23 protein-coding genes are annotated in these 23,698 nt (G+C 28.1%); 16 read left to right on the top strand and 7 right to left on the bottom strand.

All coding sequences use genetic code 11. From position 1 onward, the window contains the following. Positions 1 to 104: 104 nt before the first annotated feature. Positions 105 to 1,127: an adenylosuccinate synthetase gene (locus K4897_RS08195; RefSeq protein WP_250415999.1), complete on the bottom strand. Its 1,023-nt coding sequence runs from the start codon at positions 1,125 to 1,127 to the stop codon at positions 105 to 107. A gap of 412 nt (positions 1,128 to 1,539) precedes the next feature. On the opposite strand from K4897_RS08195, the gene K4897_RS08190 reads away from it, so the two are divergent. Then, the gene (locus tag K4897_RS08190; RefSeq protein WP_250415997.1) at positions 1,540 to 2,610 is read left to right on the top strand and encodes a hypothetical protein; all 1,071 of its coding nucleotides are present in this window, start codon (positions 1,540 to 1,542) and stop codon (positions 2,608 to 2,610) included. After that, positions 2,592 to 2,885 (top strand): histidine kinase dimerization/phosphoacceptor domain -containing protein, encoded by a 294-nt coding sequence (locus K4897_RS09165; RefSeq protein ID WP_371921671.1) that lies wholly within the window; start codon positions 2,592 to 2,594, stop codon positions 2,883 to 2,885. Before K4897_RS08190 ends, K4897_RS09165 begins: the two co-directional genes overlap by 19 nt. Positions 2,886 to 2,899: 14 nt before the next feature. Here K4897_RS09165 and K4897_RS08180 read toward each other — a convergent pair whose 3' ends face one another. Beyond that, complete coding sequence (locus K4897_RS08180) at positions 2,900 to 4,396, bottom strand: transposase (protein WP_250415666.1); 1,497 nt, start codon at positions 4,394 to 4,396, stop codon at positions 2,900 to 2,902. Between the two features lie 299 nt (positions 4,397 to 4,695). Between K4897_RS08180 and K4897_RS08175 the strand changes: the two genes are divergently transcribed. The 13 genes from K4897_RS08175 (at position 4,696) to K4897_RS08115 (ending at position 18,159) form a co-directional block, all read left to right on the top strand. Continuing rightward, positions 4,696 to 5,178: a sensor histidine kinase gene (locus K4897_RS08175; protein WP_250415996.1), complete on the top strand. Its 483-nt coding sequence runs from the start codon at positions 4,696 to 4,698 to the stop codon at positions 5,176 to 5,178. Positions 5,179 to 5,225: 47 nt separating this feature from the next. Beyond that, positions 5,226 to 7,076 carry a sensor histidine kinase gene (locus tag K4897_RS08170; RefSeq protein WP_250415993.1) on the top strand — a complete coding sequence of 617 codons (1,851 nt, stop codon included), beginning with the start codon at positions 5,226 to 5,228 and terminating at the stop codon, positions 7,074 to 7,076. A 14-nt stretch (positions 7,077 to 7,090) separates the two neighbouring features. Further along, the gene (locus K4897_RS08165) at positions 7,091 to 7,501 is read left to right on the top strand and encodes a response regulator (protein ID WP_250415992.1); all 411 of its coding nucleotides are present in this window, start codon (positions 7,091 to 7,093) and stop codon (positions 7,499 to 7,501) included. A gap of 11 nt (positions 7,502 to 7,512) precedes the next feature. Beyond that, a complete protein-coding gene (locus tag K4897_RS08160) occupies positions 7,513 to 8,700 on the top strand; it encodes a glycosyltransferase family 2 protein (RefSeq protein WP_250415990.1) in 1,188 nt (395 codons plus the stop codon). Continuing rightward, complete coding sequence (locus K4897_RS08155) at positions 8,666 to 9,283, top strand: glycosyltransferase family 2 protein (RefSeq protein WP_250415988.1); 618 nt, start codon at positions 8,666 to 8,668, stop codon at positions 9,281 to 9,283. Before K4897_RS08160 ends, K4897_RS08155 begins: the two co-directional genes overlap by 35 nt. A 1-nt stretch (position 9,284) precedes the next feature. Continuing rightward, the gene (locus K4897_RS08150) at positions 9,285 to 9,899 is read left to right on the top strand and encodes a hypothetical protein (RefSeq protein ID WP_371921665.1); all 615 of its coding nucleotides are present in this window, start codon (positions 9,285 to 9,287) and stop codon (positions 9,897 to 9,899) included. A 99-nt stretch (positions 9,900 to 9,998) separates the two neighbouring features. Then, positions 9,999 to 11,390, top strand: a complete 1,392-nt coding sequence (locus K4897_RS08145; RefSeq protein WP_250415984.1) for an MFS transporter — start codon at positions 9,999 to 10,001, stop codon at positions 11,388 to 11,390. 862 nt (positions 11,391 to 12,252) lie between these two features. Continuing rightward, positions 12,253 to 12,615: a pilus assembly protein gene (locus K4897_RS08140; RefSeq protein WP_250415983.1), complete on the top strand. Its 363-nt coding sequence runs from the start codon at positions 12,253 to 12,255 to the stop codon at positions 12,613 to 12,615. 16 nt (positions 12,616 to 12,631) lie between these two features. Further along, on the top strand, positions 12,632 to 13,741 hold the full coding sequence (locus tag K4897_RS08135; protein WP_250415981.1) for a molybdopterin-dependent oxidoreductase: 1,110 nt from the start codon (positions 12,632 to 12,634) through the stop codon (positions 13,739 to 13,741). A gap of 11 nt (positions 13,742 to 13,752) precedes the next feature. Then, the gene (locus tag K4897_RS08130; RefSeq protein WP_250415979.1) at positions 13,753 to 14,901 is read left to right on the top strand and encodes a Coenzyme F420 hydrogenase/dehydrogenase, beta subunit C-terminal domain; all 1,149 of its coding nucleotides are present in this window, start codon (positions 13,753 to 13,755) and stop codon (positions 14,899 to 14,901) included. A gap of 16 nt (positions 14,902 to 14,917) precedes the next feature. Beyond that, positions 14,918 to 15,319 (top strand): hydrogenase iron-sulfur subunit, encoded by a 402-nt coding sequence (locus K4897_RS08125; protein ID WP_250415977.1) that lies wholly within the window; start codon positions 14,918 to 14,920, stop codon positions 15,317 to 15,319. Between the two features lie 15 nt (positions 15,320 to 15,334). Further along, complete coding sequence (locus tag K4897_RS08120) at positions 15,335 to 16,573, top strand: 4Fe-4S binding protein (protein WP_250415976.1); 1,239 nt, start codon at positions 15,335 to 15,337, stop codon at positions 16,571 to 16,573. Between the two features lie 203 nt (positions 16,574 to 16,776). Continuing rightward, on the top strand, positions 16,777 to 18,159 hold the full coding sequence (locus K4897_RS08115) for an MFS transporter (protein WP_250415974.1): 1,383 nt from the start codon (positions 16,777 to 16,779) through the stop codon (positions 18,157 to 18,159). Positions 18,160 to 18,197: 38 nt separating this feature from the next. Here the strand turns inward: K4897_RS08115 and K4897_RS08110 are convergent, their stop codons facing one another. From K4897_RS08110 to K4897_RS08095, 4 genes are read right to left on the bottom strand one after another with little or no spacing between them, the layout of a single operon-like run. Continuing rightward, positions 18,198 to 18,782: a hypothetical protein gene (locus K4897_RS08110; RefSeq protein WP_019266950.1), complete on the bottom strand. Its 585-nt coding sequence runs from the start codon at positions 18,780 to 18,782 to the stop codon at positions 18,198 to 18,200. A gap of 9 nt (positions 18,783 to 18,791) precedes the next feature. After that, the gene (locus K4897_RS08105) at positions 18,792 to 19,376 is read right to left on the bottom strand and encodes a hypothetical protein (protein WP_250415973.1); all 585 of its coding nucleotides are present in this window, start codon (positions 19,374 to 19,376) and stop codon (positions 18,792 to 18,794) included. A 6-nt stretch (positions 19,377 to 19,382) separates the two neighbouring features. Then, positions 19,383 to 20,078, bottom strand: coding sequence for a DUF6882 domain-containing protein (locus tag K4897_RS08100; protein ID WP_250415971.1), 696 nt, complete (start codon positions 20,076 to 20,078; stop codon positions 19,383 to 19,385). A 9-nt stretch (positions 20,079 to 20,087) separates the two neighbouring features. Further along, on the bottom strand, positions 20,088 to 21,323 hold the full coding sequence (locus K4897_RS08095; RefSeq protein WP_250415969.1) for an LL-diaminopimelate aminotransferase: 1,236 nt from the start codon (positions 21,321 to 21,323) through the stop codon (positions 20,088 to 20,090). A gap of 161 nt (positions 21,324 to 21,484) precedes the next feature. Here K4897_RS08095 and K4897_RS08090 point away from each other — a divergent pair, with 161 nt between their 5' ends. Continuing rightward, positions 21,485 to 23,209 carry an ATPase gene (locus K4897_RS08090; RefSeq protein WP_250415967.1) on the top strand — a complete coding sequence of 575 codons (1,725 nt, stop codon included), beginning with the start codon at positions 21,485 to 21,487 and terminating at the stop codon, positions 23,207 to 23,209. A gap of 25 nt (positions 23,210 to 23,234) precedes the next feature. On the opposite strand, the gene K4897_RS08085 is transcribed toward K4897_RS08090, so the two are convergent. Then, entirely contained in the window at positions 23,235 to 23,693 is a 459-nt protein-coding gene (locus K4897_RS08085; protein WP_019266945.1) for a hypothetical protein, read from the bottom strand. Positions 23,694 to 23,698 lie beyond the last annotated feature (5 nt).

The following is a 23,698-nucleotide window of genomic DNA, read 5'->3' as shown; positions in this document are numbered from 1 at the left end:
AACATTCTTAAAATTTAAAATTAAAGCCATGAACAAAACCTTTTTAAAAAAATATCAACAAATAAGCAAAAAATAAATTAAAAAAAGTGAAAGGAATTAATTAATTATAATAATTCTTTTCTCAAATCAATAGTGTCCTTTAAATCCGGACCTGTTGAAATAATAGTTACTGGAACACCAGTTTCAGATTGAATTTCTTCAATGAATTTTTTGGTTTCAGCAGACAAATCATCATAACTTTGTGTTCTAGCACAGTCAGGATATAATCTGTCTACACAGGTTAAAGCTATTTGAGTTGCACCATTGATTCTGCAGGATTCTTTTGCAAGTTCCATATCAAATAAACCTACACGACGCCTACGTCCAGTTACAACACCATATTCTTCAATATTTTTACTTTCAGCTTCTTCTTGTGAAATTTCAGTTGGGAAAGGTCCTTCACCAACACGGGTAATATAAGCTTTAAATACATTGATTACTTCATCAACTTTAGTTGGACCTACACCTACATCAGCAGCAAATGTACTTGCAGTAGTGTCTTTACTAGTTACAAATGGATAAGTTCCATAGTAAAGAGATAATGCAAATCCTTGAGAACCTTCAATAAATACATCCCCTCCATTATCTAAAACATTATTAGTTTCTAAAGAAACATCCGCTAAATAATCTTCAAGCTCAGGAACATCTTTAGCTAATTTAACTGTCCTTAACACCCTATCAGAATTAGCTGGTCCACAGCCGGATCCAGTACTTCCTATTTTTTTAGCTAAATGTTCTGATTTTTTGTCCCTTTCTCTGTGATCTTTAGTAATAATAGCACATCTAGGATCAACAAAAGTTCTTTCTTTTACACCATATTTCTTTAAATCTTCAAATTCTTTAAATAAAACATCTTTATCTACTAATACTCCAGCACCAATCATGAGTTTAGCATCAGTATGTACAAAACCAGAAGGGATAAGCCTTAAACCATATTTTTCACCATTAAACTCTACAGAATGTCCTGCATTTGGACCTACACCTGCACGAGCAATGATATCTGGTTTATCATTACCGCAAAGATAAGTGATACATTTACCTTTACCTTCGTCACCCCATGCTCCACCGACTAAAATACTACAAGTCATTTAATAACTCCTTTCATAATATTAAAACATGAAAAATAAAAATTTTCACAACACTAAAATATTTTGTCAGTACTCTTTTAAAAACTTTTCCAAAAACTCAATTATCAATATATTTTCAGGAGCATTTCCTTTTAAAAAACTAAACAGAAAAACAAATTTCGAAAAAATCAACATTATATGAAAATTAAAAAAAAATATTCAAAAATATAATTAAAAAAACTTAAAAATATTAAAATAAATGTTAAAAAAAGACTACGGAAATAAATAAAATCCAAAAATCATATAAAAAAATAAAAATAACACATAACATACATTAGATAGGCAAATTGAGCAGATATTCTATGCATATCTACCCAAAATATTATATATATAGTATAAATTAAAATTGGATATATGTGGGGTTAATTTAAAAATGCATGTTAAAAAAAGATATGATGAAATCAGTGAAATAGCGGAAATTGAAATACATGATATAAACACAAAAGACATTTACAAACCATCACCTAAGATATTGGACATACACCAGCCCAAACACAGAAAACTATTAAAAGCCATACCTTCAGACATCCACATACTTTTGCCAATACGTGAGGGAAATGATTTTATAGTTATACGTTTAGGCTGGACTACCCTGCAAAAAACAAATCTTGATTCAAACGATATTGAAGGCAGAATGTATAGTGATGTTCTTCCATTTCATTATAATTTATTGAAAGATTATTGCAAAAAAGCAGTAACTACCAAAAAACCAATTAAATTAAGACTTTATTATTATAGAAATAATCGCATACAATCAATAGTCCATACAACTATTTTAGAAGACAACGGAAAACTATATATTGTTGAAGATTATTCCTCAGAGAAAGAAAAAAATAAGCCCAGAATAAAAGAGGATAAAGACAGCAAAAAATTGGAGCTAATTGAATATTTCTCCCAAACTGGAAGTTATTACAAATATAAAAACAAATATACTTGGACCTCTGGAATTTATAACATAATAAATAGAACTCCTGAAATTGACGACCAATATTATAATATTGTTTTTAACTTAGTAGTTGATGAAGACCAGCACAAAGTTGAAAAATTATTAAATAATCTAGATCCTGAATCGTCACATATTGAAGAAATTATAAAAATCAAAACTAAAACTGGCAATATTAAATATCTTGACAGCCATGTTTATGTAAAATTTGATGAAAATAATGAAATTATAAGTAAAACTGGTTTTTTTAAAGATATTAGCCATGAATTAACTGAAAAAAATAGAAGTATGGATTATTTAATAAATGGATTTATAAAAAATTCTAAATTAGCACTACTTATAGAACCATTTAGCAGCAAATATTCATTTAGTGAAGGATTTTACGAAATTTTAGAACTAGATAAACAGCATGACTATAAAAATAATTGGAAACTTATTATTGAAAATATAGAAGAAAAAGATATAGTTCAAAAAATTAACGCATACGGGATGGAAAAATAACTAAACTAAATGAAACTTTTACATATTACCCAAATAAATCAAAAGAGAATAAGAAAATTATTGAATTCTCTCTTGAATCATTTTACATAAATAATGAAATACACCATTTAGGATTTTTAATTGATATTACAAAAGATATTGAAAAAAGTAAACAACTTGAATATGCAAAAAGACAAAGTATAATTATCAAAGAAGTTCACCATAGAATAAAAAACAATTTCCAAATATTGAATAGTTTTATTAATGGGTGTCCGCCAAAATTGAATTTTGGCTGACTTGTTGATTTTTTTTAAAATATTGTTACATCAAGTTTTAATTGGTTTTTAATGGATGTGCTTTCGCAGAAATCTTCTAAATCTTCTGTTGTGTTTTTTATTTCTTGTTTTATGTTGTGTAGTCGTATTAAATTATATGCTAATGCATCTAAGTTTATTCTTTCTTCTGTTTTTACCATTCCGATGACTACTTCTTTTTCTATTTGGAATTGTTCTTTGAATATTCCAAATGGTCCTTCAACGCTTGATCTTTTGCTATATTCGTCTTTATATTCCTGTTTTTCCATTTTTTCGTTCATTGCTTTTTGCATTTCTGATCCGTATTCTGTGATGGTTTTGTGTGTTTGTTTGCCTGTTAAGCATTTGTTTCGTGCTTTGCAGTTTTTACAGGCTTCATAATTGTTGTAGAGTCTTTTTATTTTGTCTGGTTTTTCTGGATCTTTGTGTGGTTCGATGTATTTTGCGAAAAAGTGCATATATTGATTTTTTGGGCATTTGAATGCATCTAATTCATAATCATATTCAAAATGGTCTTTATGGTATGGATTTGGATTTAATTTTCCTATTTTTTCTTTACTTTGCTTTCTATTTGGTATTAAACCATCTATTTTTTTATCTGCTAAGTATGATAGTGATATTTGGTTTAAGTATATTGTATCGGCACTTATATACTTTGGTGTGGTGTTAATGTTTCTTATTGCTCTTTCTGCGATTATTGGTAGTTCGTAGTGGTCTGTCGGGTTTTGTGTGACGTTTATTGCACAGATTAATTTGGTATCATAATCGACTGCAGATTGGATATTATAAGCAACCATGAAGTTTCCTTTCTTTCCTTTCATAAATCTTGCTTCTATATCATTTACTGGAATTTTATCCTGTCCTGTGAATGTAAATTGTGTTTTTATTCCATATAATAGTTCTAATTTATCTTCATCATCTATGTCTTTCTTTTCCAATAATCTTTGAGCAGGTTTGTGAAGTTTTTCAAGACATTCAGGGTCAATAGGTCGTCCTTCGTAGTAATCGATCAATATTTGAGTTTCTTTTTTTGTAATGGTGTTGTTGTTGGAATTGTATGCTTTTTTGATGGTTCCATCAATGGCAACGTGATTAAATTCAGTGAATCCTTCATCAAAGGCCTTTTTTAATGTCATTTGCAGCAATACTTCAAAATAATGGCCATATTCTCTTCGATATCTTTGGATTGATCTTTCAGAAGGTCTAATATCATCGCACACGTATTTAAATATATCATGGTATCGCGCCATATCTGCAATTATTGATGTTCTATCAATATGTTGGATTTTGGCATAAATAAGCAATTTTAACATGGAATCCACTGGAAGGGAGTCTCTTCCTTTCTTTTTCTTGGGTTCTTTGATATTTAAAAGTGGAAAAACTTCTTCAACAAATTCAACAACAAAACGAGAAATATGATTCTCCGGAACATTCCAATCAAGAGTATTAATGCCCAATTTTGCCTGATTCCTATCAAACTTTCTTTTAACCATAAATAACAACACCAAAACAACTTATATCTAATATAAAATATGTACAACAAAGTATATAAACTTAACTGTCTTAAAACCATTAAAAATCAAAAATAAGAATAAAATAAAACTAAACAATAATTTAAAAAATAATTAAACCAAATAAAATAAAATAAACAAAAATTAATTGAAATATATTAAAAATAATAAAAATTAAGCCCAAAAATTTTTTTGACGAAAAATCAAAAATCAATTTTGGCGGACACCCTAATATAGAAAAAAAAGTTTATCAAGATAAACCAGAATTGGTTATTGAACATATGCAAAGTAGATTACAATCATTAGCTGATTTACACAATCAAACATATAAAAATGGTGATTTTGAAATATTAAACTTAAAAACAAACATAGAAAACCAAGATACTGCATTAAATAATTTATTAAGTAAAAATAAAGATATAAATTTTATTTCAAATATTGAACCTGATATTTGTTTGCCAATTTCAATAACAACTCCAATAATGTTAATTATTAATGAATTAACAACCAATTCAATTAAACATGCATTTAATGATGAAAATCAAGAAAAAATAATAACAAAAAGTGCAAAATTAATTAATAATGAAACTTGTGAACTTATATACACAGATAACGGTAAGGGAATTAAAAAAATTGAGAATAAAGAAGGGCATTTAGGATTAAATATTATCCAATCTTTAACAAAACAGATAAATGGAACTCTCAAAATTAACACTCCTGAAAACGGAAGCAGATTTAAAATAATATTCCCAATTAAAGAATAAACATGTGATATACAAAATAATAAATTACATAATTAAGGTCTCAAAAAATGAATATTGAAAAAAAATACTTCCCAATAGAAAAAGTCGAAGAAGTAAAAATATATGATTTAAGTAAAGAAGTAATATTTTATGATTCCCCGAAAGTAACAGATGTTGAACCTACTGAATTTGAATCTATTTTAAATCAAATTTCATCTGATGTTAATCAATTCACTCCTGTTGATAATGGAGAAGATTTAATAGTCACACGATTTGGAAAAACATTACTGCAAAGATTAAATATAAACCCTACAGATATCCTCGGAAGACGTTTTAGTGAATGCCTTCCATTTTATCATAATTTATTCAAGGAACATGTTAAAAAAGTTATAAATAAAAAAAGCGAAGTTGAAAAATTAAGATTACTTTATTTTGAAGAGAATATACTAAGTTTAATTGTAACTACAATAATAATGGAAAAAAGCGGACAAATATACATTATTAACAATTATGAAGCTGAAGCAATTACTAAAAATTCTGCAATTAATAATCAAAGTGATAAATTATATTTAATTGAATATATGTCACAAACAGGCAGTTACTATAAAACAAATAATAAATATGTCTGGACAAATGGAATATACAATATTTTAGGAAGACATCAAAAGTCTTCTGACAAATATTATAATATAATCTTTGATCTGGCACTTAAAGAAGATAAAGAAAAAATTAAAAAAGCCCTGCATGAAAATCTTCCAAGAAAAATGGAAATAAAAGAAAAAATTAGGATTAAAACTGAAAATGGGAAAATAAAAACTTTAGAATGCAATTTATATCCAAAATACAATAATAATGAATATATGGGAATTTATGGTTTTTTTAAAGATATAAGTTCAGAATTAGATTCAAATATCCTTAATCCAATTGATTATATTTTAAATGGATTTACACATACTCAAAAACTTGCACTATTAATAGAGCCATTTAATCCCATAACTTATTCATTTACTGATGGCTTTTATAATATTATTGGAGTAAAAAAACAAGAATATACTCATAATTATAATATTTATAAGCATATTGGAGAAAAAAAAGTAGTTGAAAAACTAAAAAAAATGGAATCCGGGGAAATAAATAAATTTGATGAAACTTTTACTTTTTATAAAGATAAAACTACAAAAAAACCAATAACCTGTGAATTAATACTTGAAAACTTTTATGTGAACAATGAACTCCATACTATTGGATTTTTAATTGACATTACACATGATATTGAAAAAAGAGAACATATAAAAATTATAGAAAAACAAAAAATAATAATTAAAGAAGTTCATCATAGAATAAAAAATAACTTACAAATATTAAATAGTTTTATAAATTTGGAAAAAAGAGAATATTCAAAAGAACCCGAATTAATCATTGAACATATGCAAAGTAGACTAAATTCATTATCAATTTTACATGCACAAACTTGTGAAAGTTTAGATTTTGAAAATTTAAATGTAAGTGAAGCCATTACACAACAAGATGAAACATTAAATAATTTATTGAGTTCACGTAACGACATAAATTTTATAACATGCATTGACTCAGAATTATGGATGCCTATTTCTCTTGTTACACCACTCTTATTAATAATAAACGAATTAACAACTAATTCAATTAAACATGCATTTAATGACAATACAAAAAATAAACAAATATATAAACATATGAAATTAATTGATGACGAAACCTGTGAATTTGTATTTAAAGATAATGGTATCGGGCTGAAAGATACTAAAATGCAAAGTTTAGGTTCAATAATTATTAAATCATTAATTAAACAGATTAACGGAACTTTAGAATTAACTGTAAATAATGGAACTCAATTTAAAATAAAATTTCCAATAAATCAAGAATATGTAGGATATAAATAAAAGAGGAACTTAATATGGAAGAAAAAATATTAATTGTAGAAGATGAATCAATTATTGCACTAGATTTACAATACGGATTAAAAGATTTGGGTTATAAAGTAATCGGCACCGCAGATAACGGTCAGGATGCAATTGACATGGCTGCAGAACATTTACCTGATGTTGTTTTAATGGATATTAAATTAAAAGGCAGTATGAGTGGTATTGAAGCTAGTGAAGTCATATCAGAATTAGGAATTGCAGTTGTATATTTAACTGCAAACAATGATACTGAAACTTTTAACAAATCAAATATAAAAGGATCTTACGGCTTTGTTTCAAAACCATATGACATTAATAAATTAGATAAAACTTTAAAAATAGCAATAGCTAAATCAAAAGTAGAATCAAAGAAAATAAATGATTCATATGGGTTTACAGAATAAATGGGGTTAAAATGAAGTCGGCAACAAAAGAGAATATAAAACAAATTGCAACAACAAAAAATTACACAACCAATGTTTATATTGGAAGTAATGATGATGAATTTATATCCACTATAAATAAATCATTAAACAATGCCAAATATAAAATAATTGGATTTGAAAGTGATGGGAAGAAACTTGTAAAAAATATAAAAAAAGACATTCCCAACATACTTCTTTTAGATACAAAAATCAATAATTCAAGTTACAGTGAAATAACTTCTTCAATTGAAAAAATAAACATACCCCATATAGCTATAATCGATGATATAACTGATAACATAATTGATGAAATAATTCCTGGAAATCCCTTCGGATATTTAATAAAGCCTATTGAAATAGAAGAATTAGAAAGAATGATTGATGTATCTGTAAAAAAACATAATATCAACACACTAAAAACAATAAATGCTAAAGATAAGATTAAAGAAAAAAATGAAGAACTTTTAATTGAAAAATCAAATTCAATATTTCTTCTAGTGACTTGCAGTGCATTAATAATTTTCGGAATACTAGCTAGAAATGTAACATGGCTTCAATGGCTTCTTCTTATTCCAACATTAACCATGCTTTTCTTAGCTATAATCAGTACAAAAAAACAGGAAAAACCTATCCCTTATGAAAAACCTCCTTTTGTTAGTCTTATTATTCCTGCACATAATGAAGAGTATACTATTGCTCAAACAGTAACCAGCATTAGCAAAATAGATTATACTTTAAATGGAAAACCTAACTTTGAGCTTATTGTTGTAAATGACGGTTCAACAGACAGTACTGGTGAAAAATTATCTGAATTAAAGAAAGATATTCCCATATTGAGAATTGTTACAAGAAAACCTCCAAAATCTGGGAAAGGAAAAGGTTTTGTATTGAATGATGCTCTAAATTTATCAAAAGGAGAAATAATTGGAGTTTTTGATGCTGATACCCAAGTAAAAAAAGATTTCTTAAATATTGTTATACCTTATTTAAATAATCCCAAAGTTCAGGGTGTTCAAACTAGAGTTAAAATGTATAACAAAGATGAAAACTTCCTTGCAAATATGCAACATGTAGAATTTGAAAGTTTTGGAAATACATTAATAGCTAAAGATAATTTAGGAAAAAGTGGATTTTTAGGTGGTAATGGACAATTTGTTAAAAAAACAAGCTATTATTGATGGTGAAAAATGGGATGGATTTGCAGTAACTGAAGATTTAAATCTATCCGTTAAAATATTACTTAAAGGTGGTCAAATACGTTATTGTGGAGAAACTGCAGTTTATCAGGAAGCTGTAACTGATTGGAAGTCTTTCTTTAAACAAAGAACAAGGTGGGCTATCGGTAACTTTGAAACCATATTCATATATTTGCCAAAAATTTTAAAATCCCCACTACCACTTATAAAAAAATACGGGATTATCGAACATATTTCATTTTATGCATTTAACTTATTCATATTCTTTGGATTTATTGTTAGTATAATAAATTCAATTTCTTGGTTTATATTTCATGGAGTAACTATAATTAGAATGGATGCTCCAATTATTGTAGGAATAATCTCAACAATAGCATTTATTCCCGGAATTTCTATTGCCCTTTTACGTGAAAAAGCAGGTCCTTTAAAATTTATAAAAGATATTATCAGTTATTGGATTTATTGTTTCCATTTAATACCATTATTTTTCGAAACAATGTTTAAAATGATTATTAGAAAAGAAAGAAAATGGGATAAAACCAAACATAAAAGAATAGAGGAATAATATGCAAAAAAGAGATATTTTTATGAGCATTGTTATTGTTATTATAATAATATTTTTTGTGGCTAATATGAGTGCCATAAATAATTTTTTAAGTGTCCATACAGACAAAACCATTGAATTTGGACATTCAAATATTGTAGTTCCAGAAGCTTGGAACACAACAGATGAAGTAAACATTAGTGGTCAAGCAAAAACAGATAATGGAATTACAAACAACTACACTATTATTGATGTATGGGATGATTGGCCGGAATCAAGTATAACCGACATTTCAAATGCCAAATTTGCTTCTATGGAATCTGGAGGTTTTAAAGTATTGAAAAAAGAAAATGTTGATTTAGGAGGCATTAATGTTTCCAAACAGTATTATTCAAATCCTTCAAGAGATAATGATTATCAATGGGATCATGTCGGAGTAAACTATGTTTTCCCAAAAGAGGATACAAATTATAGTATTGAAGTTCATTACTTCACAACCCATGATTACAACAACAAAACTTATACTAAAGAGTTAGATGACCGTATCGAAGATATGATAAGTAACATACATAATAAAGAATATAATGGATTTTTTTCTGGAATAAATAAAATTTATAACTATTTATTCCCAAACTAATTTTTTTATAATTGCTGGCAAAGTTTTATTGTACATACTTAACAAATATATTTAATGTTCTTATTTTAAAAAAACAATAAAACGGAGAAATAAAAACAAATGATTAAAAAAACAACCGCATTTTATGTAGTGCTTGTAGGGTCACTAGCTAGTTTTATGGCTGCATACACATCAAATGCAGTAACAATGGCTCTGCCGGAACTTGCAAGAGTATTTCACTTAAGCAATATTTTGCAAAATTGGACAATAAACCTTTATCTATTAACCATGGCTGTATTAAGTGTCCCCTTCGGGAAAATTTGTGCTAAAAAAGGACTTAAAAAATCATTCTTCTATGGTGCTCTTGTATTTTTCATAGGGACTGCAGGAATAATAATGGCTGCAAATACTGAAATGCTATTACTGTTCAGATTTATTCAGGCTATAGGGTCTGCTGCAATTTTTGTATCATCCGTAAGTATGATTGTAAAAGCTGTTCCAAATAATCAAAGAGGACGTGCATTGGGAATCAACATAGCTTCAGTTTATATCGGACTGTCTCTGGCTCCAGTACTGGGAGGAAGTTTAACATATAACTTTGGCTGGGAAAGTATCTTTGCAATAACACTTCCAGTAAGTTTTATTGTAGTAGTTCTTACTTATTTAAAAATTAAAGACGAATGGAAATTAGATGCAAATGATCCTATTGATATAAAAGGAAGTGTTTTTTATGGAATTGGAATTTCAGCATTTATGTATGGATTTACAGAACTGCATACACTAACCGGACAGATAATTACAGCAGTTGGAGTAATATTTCTAATAATATTCATCTACTATGAATTAAAACAGAAATATCCAATATTTAATGTAAGATTATATAAGAACCATAAATTCTTATCAAGCAATATAGCAAGCGTAATAAGTTATATTTCCATTTTTAGTGTATCTACAATTATCAATTACCATTTTCAATATATTTTAGGCTGGAATGCACAAATGACAGGATTGATTTTAATCAGCATGCCTATAATGCAGGCAATTGTAACACCACAGTCAGGAAAATTATCTGATTTGATAAATCCTCAAAAACTCTCAGCACTTGGAATGGGGCTTGCAACAATAGCTATATTAATACTGACAACAATGGATGACACCACATCAATATATGTCATAATTATTGCATTGATGATTGGAGGCGTAGGATATGGACTGTTCAGTAGCCCAAATACAAATACAATGATGAGCAGTGTTCCGCCAAATGAAACAACCATGGCATCAGCTGCAGTAGCTACCATGAGAGTTATCGGTCAGACATTAAGTATAGGTATATTAACAGTTATTTTTGCATTTGTAATGGGTAATGTAACTATAACCCCTAGCGTATATCCACAACTTAGTGAAAGCTGTCATTTAGCTTTAATATGTTCTACAATACTTGGATTCATAAGTATTTTAGCATCACTTGTGGGAATGAACTCCAATGATAAACTAAACACCACACAAAGATAATCTCACACTATATTTTAAAAATAAGTACATAAAGGCTATAAGAATTAGTTAAAAAACTAATTCTTATTTTTTTGTAAAAATTGTAATGTTCATCTATTTTAAAAAGAGATGACTTTGTTTGAAAATAGAAACCAATCCCAAGATAACACAGCTGAGCAAAATTATGATTCTAACGAAATTACGGAATCATCTTCAAACAATCATATATAGTAACTAAGTATAATAAATACTTTTTGCTAAAAAAGTATTACTTTTTTTGAAAAAAAATGAAAAAAAATAATAATTAGCACTTTATAGCTTAAAAATCCCCCAAAAATACAAACAAATAATACCATAAAAAGCAATTAGCCAGATAATACAAAAAACAAAAACATATATAAATAAAAAATTTTTAAGTAATACTTTTTTATAAAAAAATGTTAATAAAAATAGGAAAAATTTAGTAAAAAGTAATACTTTTAAAAAACAAATATTTTCCAATAAAACAAGATTATAAAGCATATTAAACTATAAAAACTATAAAATAACAATCATAATTGAAAAAATAAAAAAATAAATCATATTAAGAAATTATAACAAAAATTAAACTAAAATTAAAGAAAATAAAATAAAGCTAAAATAATACTTAAAAAATTAACTGGGTTCTAAATCATTGAATTAATCAATACTCATTCCATTAAAACTAATTTTCTATAAAATACTACCATTACTGTTAAATATGAAAAATAAATCTTATAATCTCTTAAAATAATTAATAAAATTTATATAATTATTACTAAAAACTTTAAATAGATTATTCTTTCTAAAATATTTGATTGAATAATTTAAAAAAATAATTTATTAATTGGAGCTTGGTGATTAAATGGAAATCCATATAGAAAAGGTTGGATTAATAAGATTAAATCCTAACCCTAAAAATAAGCAATTAACATTAAACTTAGACTGGTCTGTAGACTATGAAAACACTGATCAAAAAGTATTAAATTATGATTGCATTTTAAAAAATTATGGCTCTTTTGATATAAAATTAAAAGTTGAAGGTAGAATAATTCTGGAGGAATACGAAAAATTTCAAAAAGAACTATTTTCTCAAATTTTAGTTAAAAAAAGCAGTGATATTCTAATGGAAATGATTAATCTAACAAGACAGCACGTTTATGAAATAAAAAACGAAAACGAAACAACATTTTCAAAAGCATTTTTTGAAAATCAATTGATAAATTGATAGAGTAGTGATATATATGTTAAATTTAAAGCATACAATATGCCCATCATGTAGTACTGGCTGCGGCATAACTTTAATCTCAAATAATAAAGAATTACTTGGAACTTATCCCTACAAAAGACATGAAATTAATGAAGGAAAAAACTGTAAAAATGGTAGATACTGTTTTACAAACTATTCATTTAATAAAATCGATGAACCTTCCATAGTAAATAACGGAAAATTAAATGAATCTGATTTTAAAAGCATTATAGAACAGATTATAGAAGATATAAAAAATGTAGAACCAGAACAGTTTGGGATTTTATGTTCCGGAAATTCAACAAATGAAGAATTGGATTTGATGAAAAAATTTAGCGAAAGCTATGGAAACAAATTATTCTTATATGAAAATGGATTTGTAAACCTTGACAAAACAGTAGCAAATTACGATGACATCAACAATTCCAAAACCATTTTGATTATCGGAGACTTATATGATGAAAACCCTTTAGTTGCCAGAAGAGTAATAATGGCTAAAGAAAATGGTGCAAAAGTTATTTGTGCAGATAATGAAAATAAAAACACTACCTCCATAAACTCCGATAAATATATTCAATTTGACTCTGTAAGTGAATTCCTCAATAGTTTAGATGAAGAAATTTTAGATGAATTAAATGAAGATGCAATTATAATATTCAATAAGGTAGACAATGAAGAAGATTGCCAAAAAATATCTGAAATAGGATTAAAAACCAATGCTAAAATTTTACCTATATACAACAAATGTAACAGTAAAGGAGCATTAAATAAAATAGATCCTATTAATTTAAATGAATTAAAAGAAGAATTGAAAAATATTGAAGTTTTATTAATTGTCAATGAAAATCCTCTTGATTATATAACTGAAGATGATTTAAACAGCATAAAAAAAATAGTTACCATTTCTTATTTTAAAAATGATATTGTAAATAAAAGCGATTATGTAATTCCTGGAAAACCTTGGGCTTTTAAAGAAGGATCTTACACAAACAGTGTAAATACAAATCAAAACTTTAAAATATCTGTTCCAGACATTGTAAATGAAAATCTTTCTGAAATTGAAATTTTAATGAAAATTTCCGAAAAATTAGATATTGATTTATAGAAGGTATGTTTATGAGTTCAAATTATATTCTAGCTCGTTCTAAAGACGAAGAAATATTAAAAAAAGCTGCTGTTGGAGGAGCTGTAACCGGAATTTTACAATATTTATTAGACAACAACATTATAGACTGTGTTTTAACATTAAAACCTGAAGATGATATCTATGATGGAATTCCAACTATTGCAACAACTAGTGAAGAATTATTAAAAACAAGCGGTTCACTCCATTGTGCACCAACAATGACTGCAGACCTCATCAGCAAATATTTATCTGATAAAAAAATCGGAATAGTTGTAAAACCATGTGATGCAAAAGCAGTAAATGAGTTAATTAAAAGACACAGAATCAATCCTGACAATATTTACACTATAGGATTAAACTGTGGGGGAACTATAAGTCCAATAACAGCACGTGAAATGCTTAAACTATACTATGACATTGATCCAAGTTCTGTTGTTAAAGAAGAAATTGCAAAAGGTAAATTCATAGTTGAACTAGAAGACGGCAGCGAAAAAGCTGTCAGTATCGATGAACTGGAAGAAAACGGATATGGTAGAAGACATAACTGCCAAAGATGTGAACTTAAAGTTCCACGTAATGCAGATATAGCCTGTGGAAACTGGGGTGCTGAAGACGGCTGGACATTCATTGAAATAAATTCCGAAAAAGGAGCAAAAATAGTAAACCAGGCAAAAGCTGAAGGTTACATCGAAGGTAAAACACCTAGTGAAAAAGCTATTGGAATAAGAAGCAAAATAGAAAATCTCATGATAAAAATGGGTGAAAAAGAAAAAACCTCACTTTTAGACGAAGATATTTCCATTAGCTCTGATGAATGGAACAGATGTATTCAATGTTATGCATGTAGAGACATATGTCCAATCTGCTGGTGTAATGAATGTGAATTAGAAAAATCATACTTTGAAAATGAAAACGAAAATTGTCCACCAAGTGCTATTTCATTCCAAGGTGTAAGATTATCCCACATGGCATTTAGTTGTGTAAACTGCGGACAGTGCGGAGATGTATGTCCTATGGAAATACCAGTTGATAAACTATTCGACAAAATACAAAGAAAATATAAAAATAGAACTGGATATGTTGCAGGAATATCCGAAGAGAAACCTCCATTATACAGTCCAAAAAAAGAGATTTTATAAAATAAAAGGTGATAATATGAGTGATGTTAAAATAGTAGGATTATTATGTAATTGGTGTTGTTATGGTGGTGCAGATACAGCTGGAACTGCAAGAATGCAATATCCTCCAAACATTAGAATTATAAGAGTAATGTGTTCTGGTAGAATTAACCCGTCTTTAGTTTTTAAAGCATTTAAAGAAGGTGCTGACGGAGTATTCGTAGGTGGATGTCATCTTGGAGATTGTCACTATGATGCAGGAAATTATAAATGGAACAGAAGAGCATTTATGGTTCAAGACATTGTAGAAGAATTTGGTATTGAAAAAGAAAGATTTAGATTTGAATGGGTATCTGCTTCAGAAGGTGAAAAATTCCAAAAAACAATGGAAGAATTTGAAAAAACAGTCAGCAAATTAGGTCCTTTGAATTTAGAATAAAAAAGAGGTTTTGAAATGATTATTTTTAATACTGACGATTGTATTAAATGTGAAGCCTGCGAAGGAATATGTCCTTCAAATGCTATAAAAGTACAACCTAATAACATAATTCACTGTGATACTTGTGGCGATTCCCCTAAATGTGCTGAAATATGTCCCAATGATGCATTAAAAGTAGACTTTTTAACACTTGAAGAAGGTGGCGCCCAGCAAGCAAGATTAATTTTTAATGGCCTAAAATGTGATCAGTGCGGAAAATGTGTAGAAACATGCCCTCAAAACACTATAACATTAACCAACAATCCTAAAATTCCTATTGAGGGATTTTGTGTCATGTGTCAGCAATGTGTTGAAATATGTCCTTTGGATTATGTGGGCATTGAAGGCGTTAAAAATCCAAATCATCGCGAACTTAATATTGAAGGACCGATTTATATTGAAAACTGTGTTGGGTGCGGAACCTGTATTGAAGAATGTCCTGTACAGGCAATCAGTTTAAATGAACTTGGCGAACCAATAGAAATTAATTCTGAAATTTGCATTAAATGCGGTGTTTGTTCTCAAACCTGTCCATGGAATGCAGTGTTTATCTCTGAAAAAATTCCAACAAAAAGAACAAAAGAAATTACTGAATTTAAACTAAATGAATCCTCATGTATAGGTTGTAAAACATGTGTTGAAATATGTCCCGGAGACTTTATTAAATTCAATGACAACAATCTAACAATAACTCTTCCAAAAATGTGTGCAGCATGCGGTTTATGTGAAAAAATGTGTTCAGTAAATGCAATTTCATTAAATGTAAAACTCCATGACGCAACACCATGTACTGAAGAGGGAGTAGTTTGTGATGCAGAAAAATGTGACCATATCGGAGCATGTGCAATGAAATGTCCTACACAAGCTATTCATGTGGTTACAAAAACAGGAATGTCAGTTCCTGAACAGATAAAAACTGATGAAGATCCTTCATTTAAAAGTTGTATACGCTGCGGAGCATGTGCATCATCTTGTCCGAATAATGCATTAACATTAGATACGGAATTTGAAATAAATAAAGATGGCACACTTATAAAAAGACCAAGAATACAATATAATCCATCAAAATGTGACCAATGTGGAGATTGTGTAAACAGTTGCCCATATAATATGCTAAAAACAACAGATAATCCTAAACTTCCAATAGCAGGATTCTGTACATTATGTGGACAATGTATCGAAACATGTCCTGAAAAAGCTTTAAGTTACAAATAGGTGTTAAACACCTATTCTTTTTTTATTTTAAACATATTCAATTTTATTATATTACCATTATTAACAACCTCTTCCCACCAATTAATAATTTTATTTTACCACTAATGAATTTATGATTATAACAGATAAATCAAATAGAAAATTGCATATTACTTAAAAAATACAAACTACATTATAATAAAGAAAAAAGAGAGTTGTTTTTTATGAATGCAAATAAAAAAAGAGATTTTATTGTTATAACTGTAGCCTCTCTCGCCACATTTTACGGTGCATACATGGGAAATGTTACGCCTGTTGCACTGCCTAAAATGGCTGAAATTTTTGGATTAAGTAATATAATGCAAAATTGGGTTACAAACATATTTTTATTAACAATGGGAGTATTGGCTATTCCTTTAGGAAAGCTCTGCAGCAGATATGGAGTTAAGAAAACATTTATTTACTCTGTAATTTTAATGTTAATCGGAAGTATTGGAACTCCATTATCACACACAATTCCGGAATTATTAATATTTAGAGTAATTCAGGGAATCGGAGGTGCCGGCCTTTGTGTAGATTCAATGTTAATAATTGCTGAGGCAATAAGTCCTGAAAAAAGAGGTCAGGCACTGGGAATAACTGTAAGCTGCACATATATCGGAATTGCACTGGCACCAGTACTTGGAGGCAGTCTAACCTATAATTTCGGCTGGGAATCCATATTCTGGGTAATGATTCCATTTATATTATTAAACCTAATATTACTTTTTACAATAAAAGAGGAATGGTTCAAATACCAAAATGAAAAATTCGACTTGAAAGGTTCTATAGTCTTTGCAATTGGAATCTTATTATTGATTTACGGATTTTCAATATTTAATACAGCAATAGGATTTATAATAACTGTTGCTGGAGTGCTTTTACTGATTTTATTTGGTAAAATTGAGTTAAACTCCAAATATCCTGCATATGACATAAAATTATATAAAAATAAGAAATTTTTATCAAGCAATATAGCCAGTATATTAAGTTACATAGCTACCTTTGTAGTAACTACAATTGTCAATTACAATTTCCAGTATGTTCGTGGTTTTGATTCACAGCTTTCAGGACTGATTTTAATTACATTCCCATTATTGATGGCTATTGTAGCTCCGGCAGCTGGAAAATTATCTGATAGAATTGATCCTCAAAAAATTGCAACAATCGGAATGATAATTGTAACTGTCGGTTTAATCCTGCTTGTACCTCTTGATAAAGACACATCAATTGCAATTGTACTTGTATCACTTGCATTGCAGGGTATAGGCTACGGATTATTCGCAAGTCCAAACATCAACACTATAATGAGCAGTGTTCCACCAAAAGATACTCCAATGGCATCAAGTGCAGTAGCTACAATGAGAATACTCGGTCAAACATTAAGTACTGGAATATTAACTGTGATTTTTGCAATAATGATGGGAAATGTAATAATTCAGCCATCTAACTATCCGCAGCTGATTTCCTGTTCCCAAATAACATTACTGATTATAACTATAATCAGTGCTCTTTGTTTTATTGTCTGTCATATAGGTTACAAATCCAAGGACAAACTGTATTTTTAAAAATATAGCTGTTTAAATTAACAGCTATTAATTTTATTTTAAATTAATGTGTTATGTTCACACATCGGATCTTTCATGATAATATTTCTTTTTAAACGATATTTTAAAAAATAAAGAACCCACTGATTAGATAATTCTTTTAAGCTGTCACTGTCTAATTTTAAATTATTAAAAAAGAAATCCATTTTATTTCCGCCAACAACAATAGCTAATTCATTTGTTTCAAGTAAAACAAAGAAATCATTTCTAATATTATGAATATCAAACTCATTATCCATAGTTAGTACTTTTTCCTTTGCATAATTATAAAAAAAGGTATTCAGATATTCAAAATCTAAAAATTTAATTTTTTCAACTTTTAAAACAAAATCTTCATTAATAAAATGGTTTTTAAAATCAAAATTGGCTAAAAACTCAGCATCCCAGATATTATTATAAAAAAAGACAATAAATGACTTGTCTGAAAATCTGAAGGATAAATTTAAACTATCATTATATTTAGGGTTTCCTAACTCAACATCACTAAATTCCAGATATATTGAATCTTGAGCTATTTCTAAAGAATCCCACATTCCAAAAGGAGTCACAACTTCCTCAATTAAATTTAATGATTTTGAATTCATTTTTAACACCTAATTATTATTTATATATGCTTCAAAAGCACCTTCCATTTCATATTCCTTATTTTCATCAAAAATTTTATCCCATTTAATAGAAATTTCAATTTGATTGTTAACTGTTTCATCCCAGTTGACATTAAAATTAGCTTCTTTTAAAGTATTAACAACAATTTTTCCGATTTCCAAAGCTTTATCAGGATTATTTTCAAAATCTCCAAAAGTGATTTTCAGTTTATCGTCTTCAATAGCTTCTTCAACATCTTCAAATGCATAAAAACAAAAACCGACAGGGTCGTATTTATTGTTTTTCAGATGAACAAATAACTCAAAGGCATCAGTTACTCCCTCTTCAATATCATAACCGCAATTATGAATAGCTATAATGTTTTTACCAGCTAATTTGATAAATGCATTTTCCAATACTTCAAAATTAGAGTTATCTCCCTGACTAAAAGATATTTCAATATTGGAAAAATCAATATCCTCTTCAATAAACTGTTCTTCCAATATTTCTACAATATCCCCTTTGCTGAAAAAACCAGAATTAGCTAATAATTCCTTTGTATATTCTATTTCATCAACTAATTCCTGATTCATAAAAAATCACTCATCTTCTAAAAGCATTTGAATATGAGTTACATTACCTCTTTCAGTGAAACTTGCAATAATACGGCTTTCACCAATTTTAGCAACTGCAAACTCTTCTTTCTGTTTGAAAGAATAGCCTTTAAGTTTTGTATATGATTCAAAAGCTATTTTTGGGAAAATTTCAAAATTCTTCTGGAAAGTATAGAATGTATCTCTGAATTTAAGAACTGAATTATTTTCAATTATTAAATCAGATTTAAAAGCTACAAAGATATCCAATCCTTCCATATTAACTCCATAATATCCGTCCATTTTTAAAATAGAGGTAGCTACCATTGCCCAAATATGACAGTCATCAAAAGTTGTTTCAAATTCAGGAGTTATAAACTGGTTAATTTCATATTTTAAACCAATTTCATGAATTTCATTTGCTGCTTCAATCAGACTTTCATCAAAACCGACATTTTCATTATCCCATGCCCATGACCATTTTTTAGCTTCCTCATTAAAGAAACCTAAAATCTGAACATCAAAAGAAATGTCATCACTAAATGTTAAGACACCATTTTCAATATCCAACTGACCTTCCAAATCTCCGATTAATTCTGATAAGTTTTCCTGTTTATCTAAAGCTAAAGCACCGTATTTAGATAAAATAACTTTAAAAGAATCACCTTGTTCAATTTCAACTGGCTTTTCAATTTTTCTCACAAAAAACACCTAAAAATTTAATTTAGAAATTCTATTCATTGCTTCTTTAGTATTTTCTAAAGTATTAAATGCAGTAAGTCTTAAATAACCTTCACCACTTGGTCCAAATCCGGAACCTGGAGTTCCAACTACATTAGCTTCATTTAATAATAAATCAAAGAATGCCCATGAATCCATATTATTTGGAGTTTTAACCCATATATAAGGTGAATTAACTCCACCATAAACTTCAAGACCTAATTCTTCTAAGCTAGATTTGATTACTTTTGCATTTTCCATATAATAGTCAATAGTTTCTTTAATTTCTTTTTTACCTTCATCAGAATAAACTGCAGCAGCTGCAACTTGAACAGGATAAGAAACACCATTGAATTTTGTAGTTTGTCTTCTGTTCCATAATTGGTTTAACTGAACCTCATTACCTTCGCTGTCATAACCTATTAATTCTTTAGGAACAACAGTGTAAGCACAACGGGTACCAGTAAAACCTGCCATTTTAGAAAAGCTTCTGAATTCAATAGCTACATTTTTAGCCCCATCAATTTCATAAATAGTATGAGGCACATCATCTTCACTAATGAAACATTCATATGCTGCATCAAATAAAATAAGTGCTTTATGTTCAATTGCATAATCAACAAATACTTTTAACTGATCATAAGTAAGAGTAGTACCTGTTGGGTTATTTGGATAACATAAGTAAATAATATCAACATCTTCTTTTGGAAGTTCCGGAACAAATCCATTTTCTGCATTGCATTTTAAATATGTAAGTCCTTCATACATACCATCATCTTTCATTTCACCAGTTCTTCCAGCCATTACATTAGTATCAACATATACTGTGTAAACCGGATCTGTAACAGCTATTTTATTACCTAAATCAAAAATTTCCTGAATATTACCAGTATCACATTTAGCTCCATCACTAATAAATACTTCATCAGTGTCAAGAGAAACTCCAAACGGTTCAAAATCATTTTTAATAATTTCTTCAGCTAAAAAATCATATCCTTGTTCAGGACCATAACCTCTAAATGTATCTGCTTTACCCATTTCATCAACAGCACCTTTAAATGCTTTAATAACACTAGGAGCTAATGGTTTAGTAACATCTCCGATACCCATTTTAATAACATCAGCATCAGGATTATTTTTTTGGAATTCAGCTTCTCTTCTTGCTACTTCAACAAAAAGATAACTACTTTTTAATTTAAGATAGTTTTCATTAATTTTAACAACCATGATTGAACCTCATATAATTATTAATATAATTTATATTTTAGCTATCAGAATATATAAACTAACTGCTTTTTAAAAATTTTAAAAAATCTAAAACTATATAATTATAAATAACTGATATATAATTATAAGTTATAAAATTTCAATAAGGAAGTGGAGAAAAAATGAATGAAACTACTATATTAGTGTGGATTAATATTGCGATAATTGGTATAATCGCTATAATTATCGTAAAATTGTATTTTAGAAAAGATGAATTAGAAAAAGACGACTCTCCTTTATTATCTAAGGATAGTTTAGATGGATTAATCCCATCCAATAAAAATAATCAAAATAATTTATCAAAAACCGCTCCAACTAAATCTTTTGTTTCAACATACTTCTCTAAACAAGATCAGCCTAAAGGTACTTCCTTAAGAAAACAAGGTCAAATACCGGAAGATAACTTCAATAGCTATATTGTTCCTGAAACCAATGAACACCTATTTTCCAACAAAATAGAAACAAAAGAAGAAGAACCAGGAAAACCTATAAATTTTAATTATGAAACAAAAGTTCAAAAGTTCCAAGAACCAATTAACGAAACCCAGATGGATATTATGAGTAAAAATAATAAAAACATGAAAAAAGAAAAAAATGAAAATAATATTTCATTGGAAGAAAAACCAAAACATGAATTAAAAGATTTATTCAGTATCGATGAATTGATTAAAGAATCAAAAAGAAAAGATAATGAAAGGGAAAAAGAATCTAAAACCATCAGAAAAGAAAAAGAAGATACGACAGAAATTAAAAAAAGTATCAAACAAATGAAAGAAGGTAAAAAAGAAGAATCTCCAATAACTGAAATTAAAAAAGATTCAATTGAATCCATTACTGAAACACCAGCTGAAAGTAAAAAAGAAGTTAATTTTTATGATGCTGTTAATGACACAACTAAAGATAAAGTTAAAGAAAAATCAGATACTGAAGATATAGCTAATGCAATTAAATCCAGTAAAAAAGAAGAAAAAACACCTAAAGATGAAAGTATCGCAGATATTTTAGCTAAAGATAAAAAAGAAGAAATTACTGATGATGTTTCAAAAGAAGAAAATATTAAAGATATTTTAATTGAAGATGAAACAGAAGATAAAACACCTGAGGAAGAAAATATTGCAGATGTTTTAGCTAATGATGAAGAAATAAAAACACCAACTTTAAAATCTCCAACTAAAATCGAATCAAAAGAAGATGAATTAAGTGTTCTTCCAGCTGTTGAAGAGGATTATGAATTTGGAGCTCCATTAGAAGAATCTGAATTATTTAAAGATGAAGAAGAACCAGAAGAAAATGTATTAAGTGATTTAGACTACAGAAAAGATTTAGCTAAAATAACAAACACTATTAAAAACTCTAAAATATTCAATGAAGTAAAAGAAAAACTTGCACCGGAAAATCAAATAAATGAAAAAGAACACATTACAGATGAAATGTATTTAAGAAATGTTGGTACATACAAAGAAGAAGAACCTGCATTTCCAGAATATGAACCTATCATAAATGAAAGGCATGAAGAGTATCCAAGTGACTATGATTACACTGAACCAACTCAAGAACAATTACTAAGACAGGAAAATACACGTAAAGTATTAAACATGGTTAAAAATTCTGAAACAGACAAAGCATCACAAACACTTAAAATAAAAGAAAAACCAGAAAAAAATAATCTTAAAATAAAAATAAACAATGATGAAGTAATTCTTCGCAAAGGTGCTGAAATTATCTTTAAGCATGACGGTGAATCATACTCAAGTAAAGTCTATGGCATTAGAGGTAATGACATATCTGTAAAATACAGAGGTAAAAAAATTACTATTAATCCAAAAGACATTAAAAAAATATATTAAAATAAGAAAAAAACTTTCTTATTTTTTATTCATTTAACCTATAACTTTCATCTTCCACTATATACTTTGCTTTTCCTATTTTTAATGAACGAATTATATTTAAATAAAAGTCGTCTAATTCTACATCAGCATAGGGATATGCAAATTCAAAAGAATATAAATTATCATCTTTAACAAATAAAAATTCATTACAACGGGCAGATACTTCACCATTATCCATAGAAGAAATAGCTGCATAATAAATATCATCATTAATAGGGATAAAATCAGAAAAAATTAATTTTCCCTCCCCATTTTTAAAGTTTCTTTCAATGCTTTCTTTAATATCCACTAATCCAGCCAGTGTAGGAATAACTGATATTTTAATAGTCATAGGTTTCGTCGAATCAACTAAAAATAACTCAACAAATTCCTCCTGATTATTTACACTTTGAAATCCTTCAGGAATTGGAAGAGTAATATATCCATTAGTAAATAATGTCATAGTTT

The sequence above is a fragment of the Methanobrevibacter sp. TLL-48-HuF1 genome (genome assembly GCF_023617305.1).
Taxonomy (GTDB): Archaea; Methanobacteriota; Methanobacteria; order Methanobacteriales; family Methanobacteriaceae; genus Methanocatella; species Methanocatella intestini.
The sequence above is the reverse complement of the archived record's forward strand: the minus strand, read 5'-3'. Positions and strand labels throughout refer to the sequence as shown.

Bases quoted from the DNA above. Each gene is read 5' to 3' on its own strand.
- K4897_RS08110 (WP_019266950.1), bottom strand. From the start codon at position 18,782: ATGAATTCAAAATCATTAAATTTAATTGAGGAAGTTGTGACTCCTTTT.
- K4897_RS08140 (WP_250415983.1), top strand. From the start codon at position 12,253: ATGGAAATCCATATAGAAAAGGTTGGATTAATAAGATTAAATCCTAAC.
- K4897_RS08170 (WP_250415993.1), top strand. From the start codon at position 5,226: ATGAATATTGAAAAAAAATACTTCCCAATAGAAAAAGTCGAAGAAGTA.
- K4897_RS08165 (WP_250415992.1), top strand. From the start codon at position 7,091: ATGGAAGAAAAAATATTAATTGTAGAAGATGAATCAATTATTGCACTA.
- K4897_RS08105 (WP_250415973.1), bottom strand. From the start codon at position 19,376: ATGAATCAGGAATTAGTTGATGAAATAGAATATACAAAGGAATTATTA.
- K4897_RS08125 (WP_250415977.1), top strand. From the start codon at position 14,918: ATGAGTGATGTTAAAATAGTAGGATTATTATGTAATTGGTGTTGTTAT.
- K4897_RS08095 (WP_250415969.1), bottom strand. From the start codon at position 21,323: ATGGTTGTTAAAATTAATGAAAACTATCTTAAATTAAAAAGTAGTTAT.
- K4897_RS08085 (WP_019266945.1), bottom strand. From the start codon at position 23,693: ATGACATTATTTACTAATGGATATATTACTCTTCCAATTCCTGAAGGA.
- K4897_RS08160 (WP_250415990.1), top strand. From the start codon at position 7,513: ATGAAGTCGGCAACAAAAGAGAATATAAAACAAATTGCAACAACAAAA.
- K4897_RS08180 (WP_250415666.1), bottom strand. From the start codon at position 4,396: ATGGTTAAAAGAAAGTTTGATAGGAATCAGGCAAAATTGGGCATTAAT.
- K4897_RS08150 (WP_371921665.1), top strand. From the start codon at position 9,285: ATGCAAAAAAGAGATATTTTTATGAGCATTGTTATTGTTATTATAATA.
- K4897_RS08195 (WP_250415999.1), bottom strand. From the start codon at position 1,127: ATGACTTGTAGTATTTTAGTCGGTGGAGCATGGGGTGACGAAGGTAAA.
- K4897_RS08115 (WP_250415974.1), top strand. From the start codon at position 16,777: ATGAATGCAAATAAAAAAAGAGATTTTATTGTTATAACTGTAGCCTCT.
- K4897_RS08120 (WP_250415976.1), top strand. From the start codon at position 15,335: ATGATTATTTTTAATACTGACGATTGTATTAAATGTGAAGCCTGCGAA.
- K4897_RS08135 (WP_250415981.1), top strand. From the start codon at position 12,632: ATGTTAAATTTAAAGCATACAATATGCCCATCATGTAGTACTGGCTGC.
- K4897_RS08175 (WP_250415996.1), top strand. From the start codon at position 4,696: ATGCAAAGTAGATTACAATCATTAGCTGATTTACACAATCAAACATAT.
- K4897_RS08130 (WP_250415979.1), top strand. From the start codon at position 13,753: ATGAGTTCAAATTATATTCTAGCTCGTTCTAAAGACGAAGAAATATTA.
- K4897_RS08155 (WP_250415988.1), top strand. From the start codon at position 8,666: ATGGACAATTTGTTAAAAAAACAAGCTATTATTGATGGTGAAAAATGG.
- K4897_RS08190 (WP_250415997.1), top strand. From the start codon at position 1,540: ATGCATGTTAAAAAAAGATATGATGAAATCAGTGAAATAGCGGAAATT.
- K4897_RS08090 (WP_250415967.1), top strand. From the start codon at position 21,485: ATGAATGAAACTACTATATTAGTGTGGATTAATATTGCGATAATTGGT.
- K4897_RS08145 (WP_250415984.1), top strand. From the start codon at position 9,999: ATGATTAAAAAAACAACCGCATTTTATGTAGTGCTTGTAGGGTCACTA.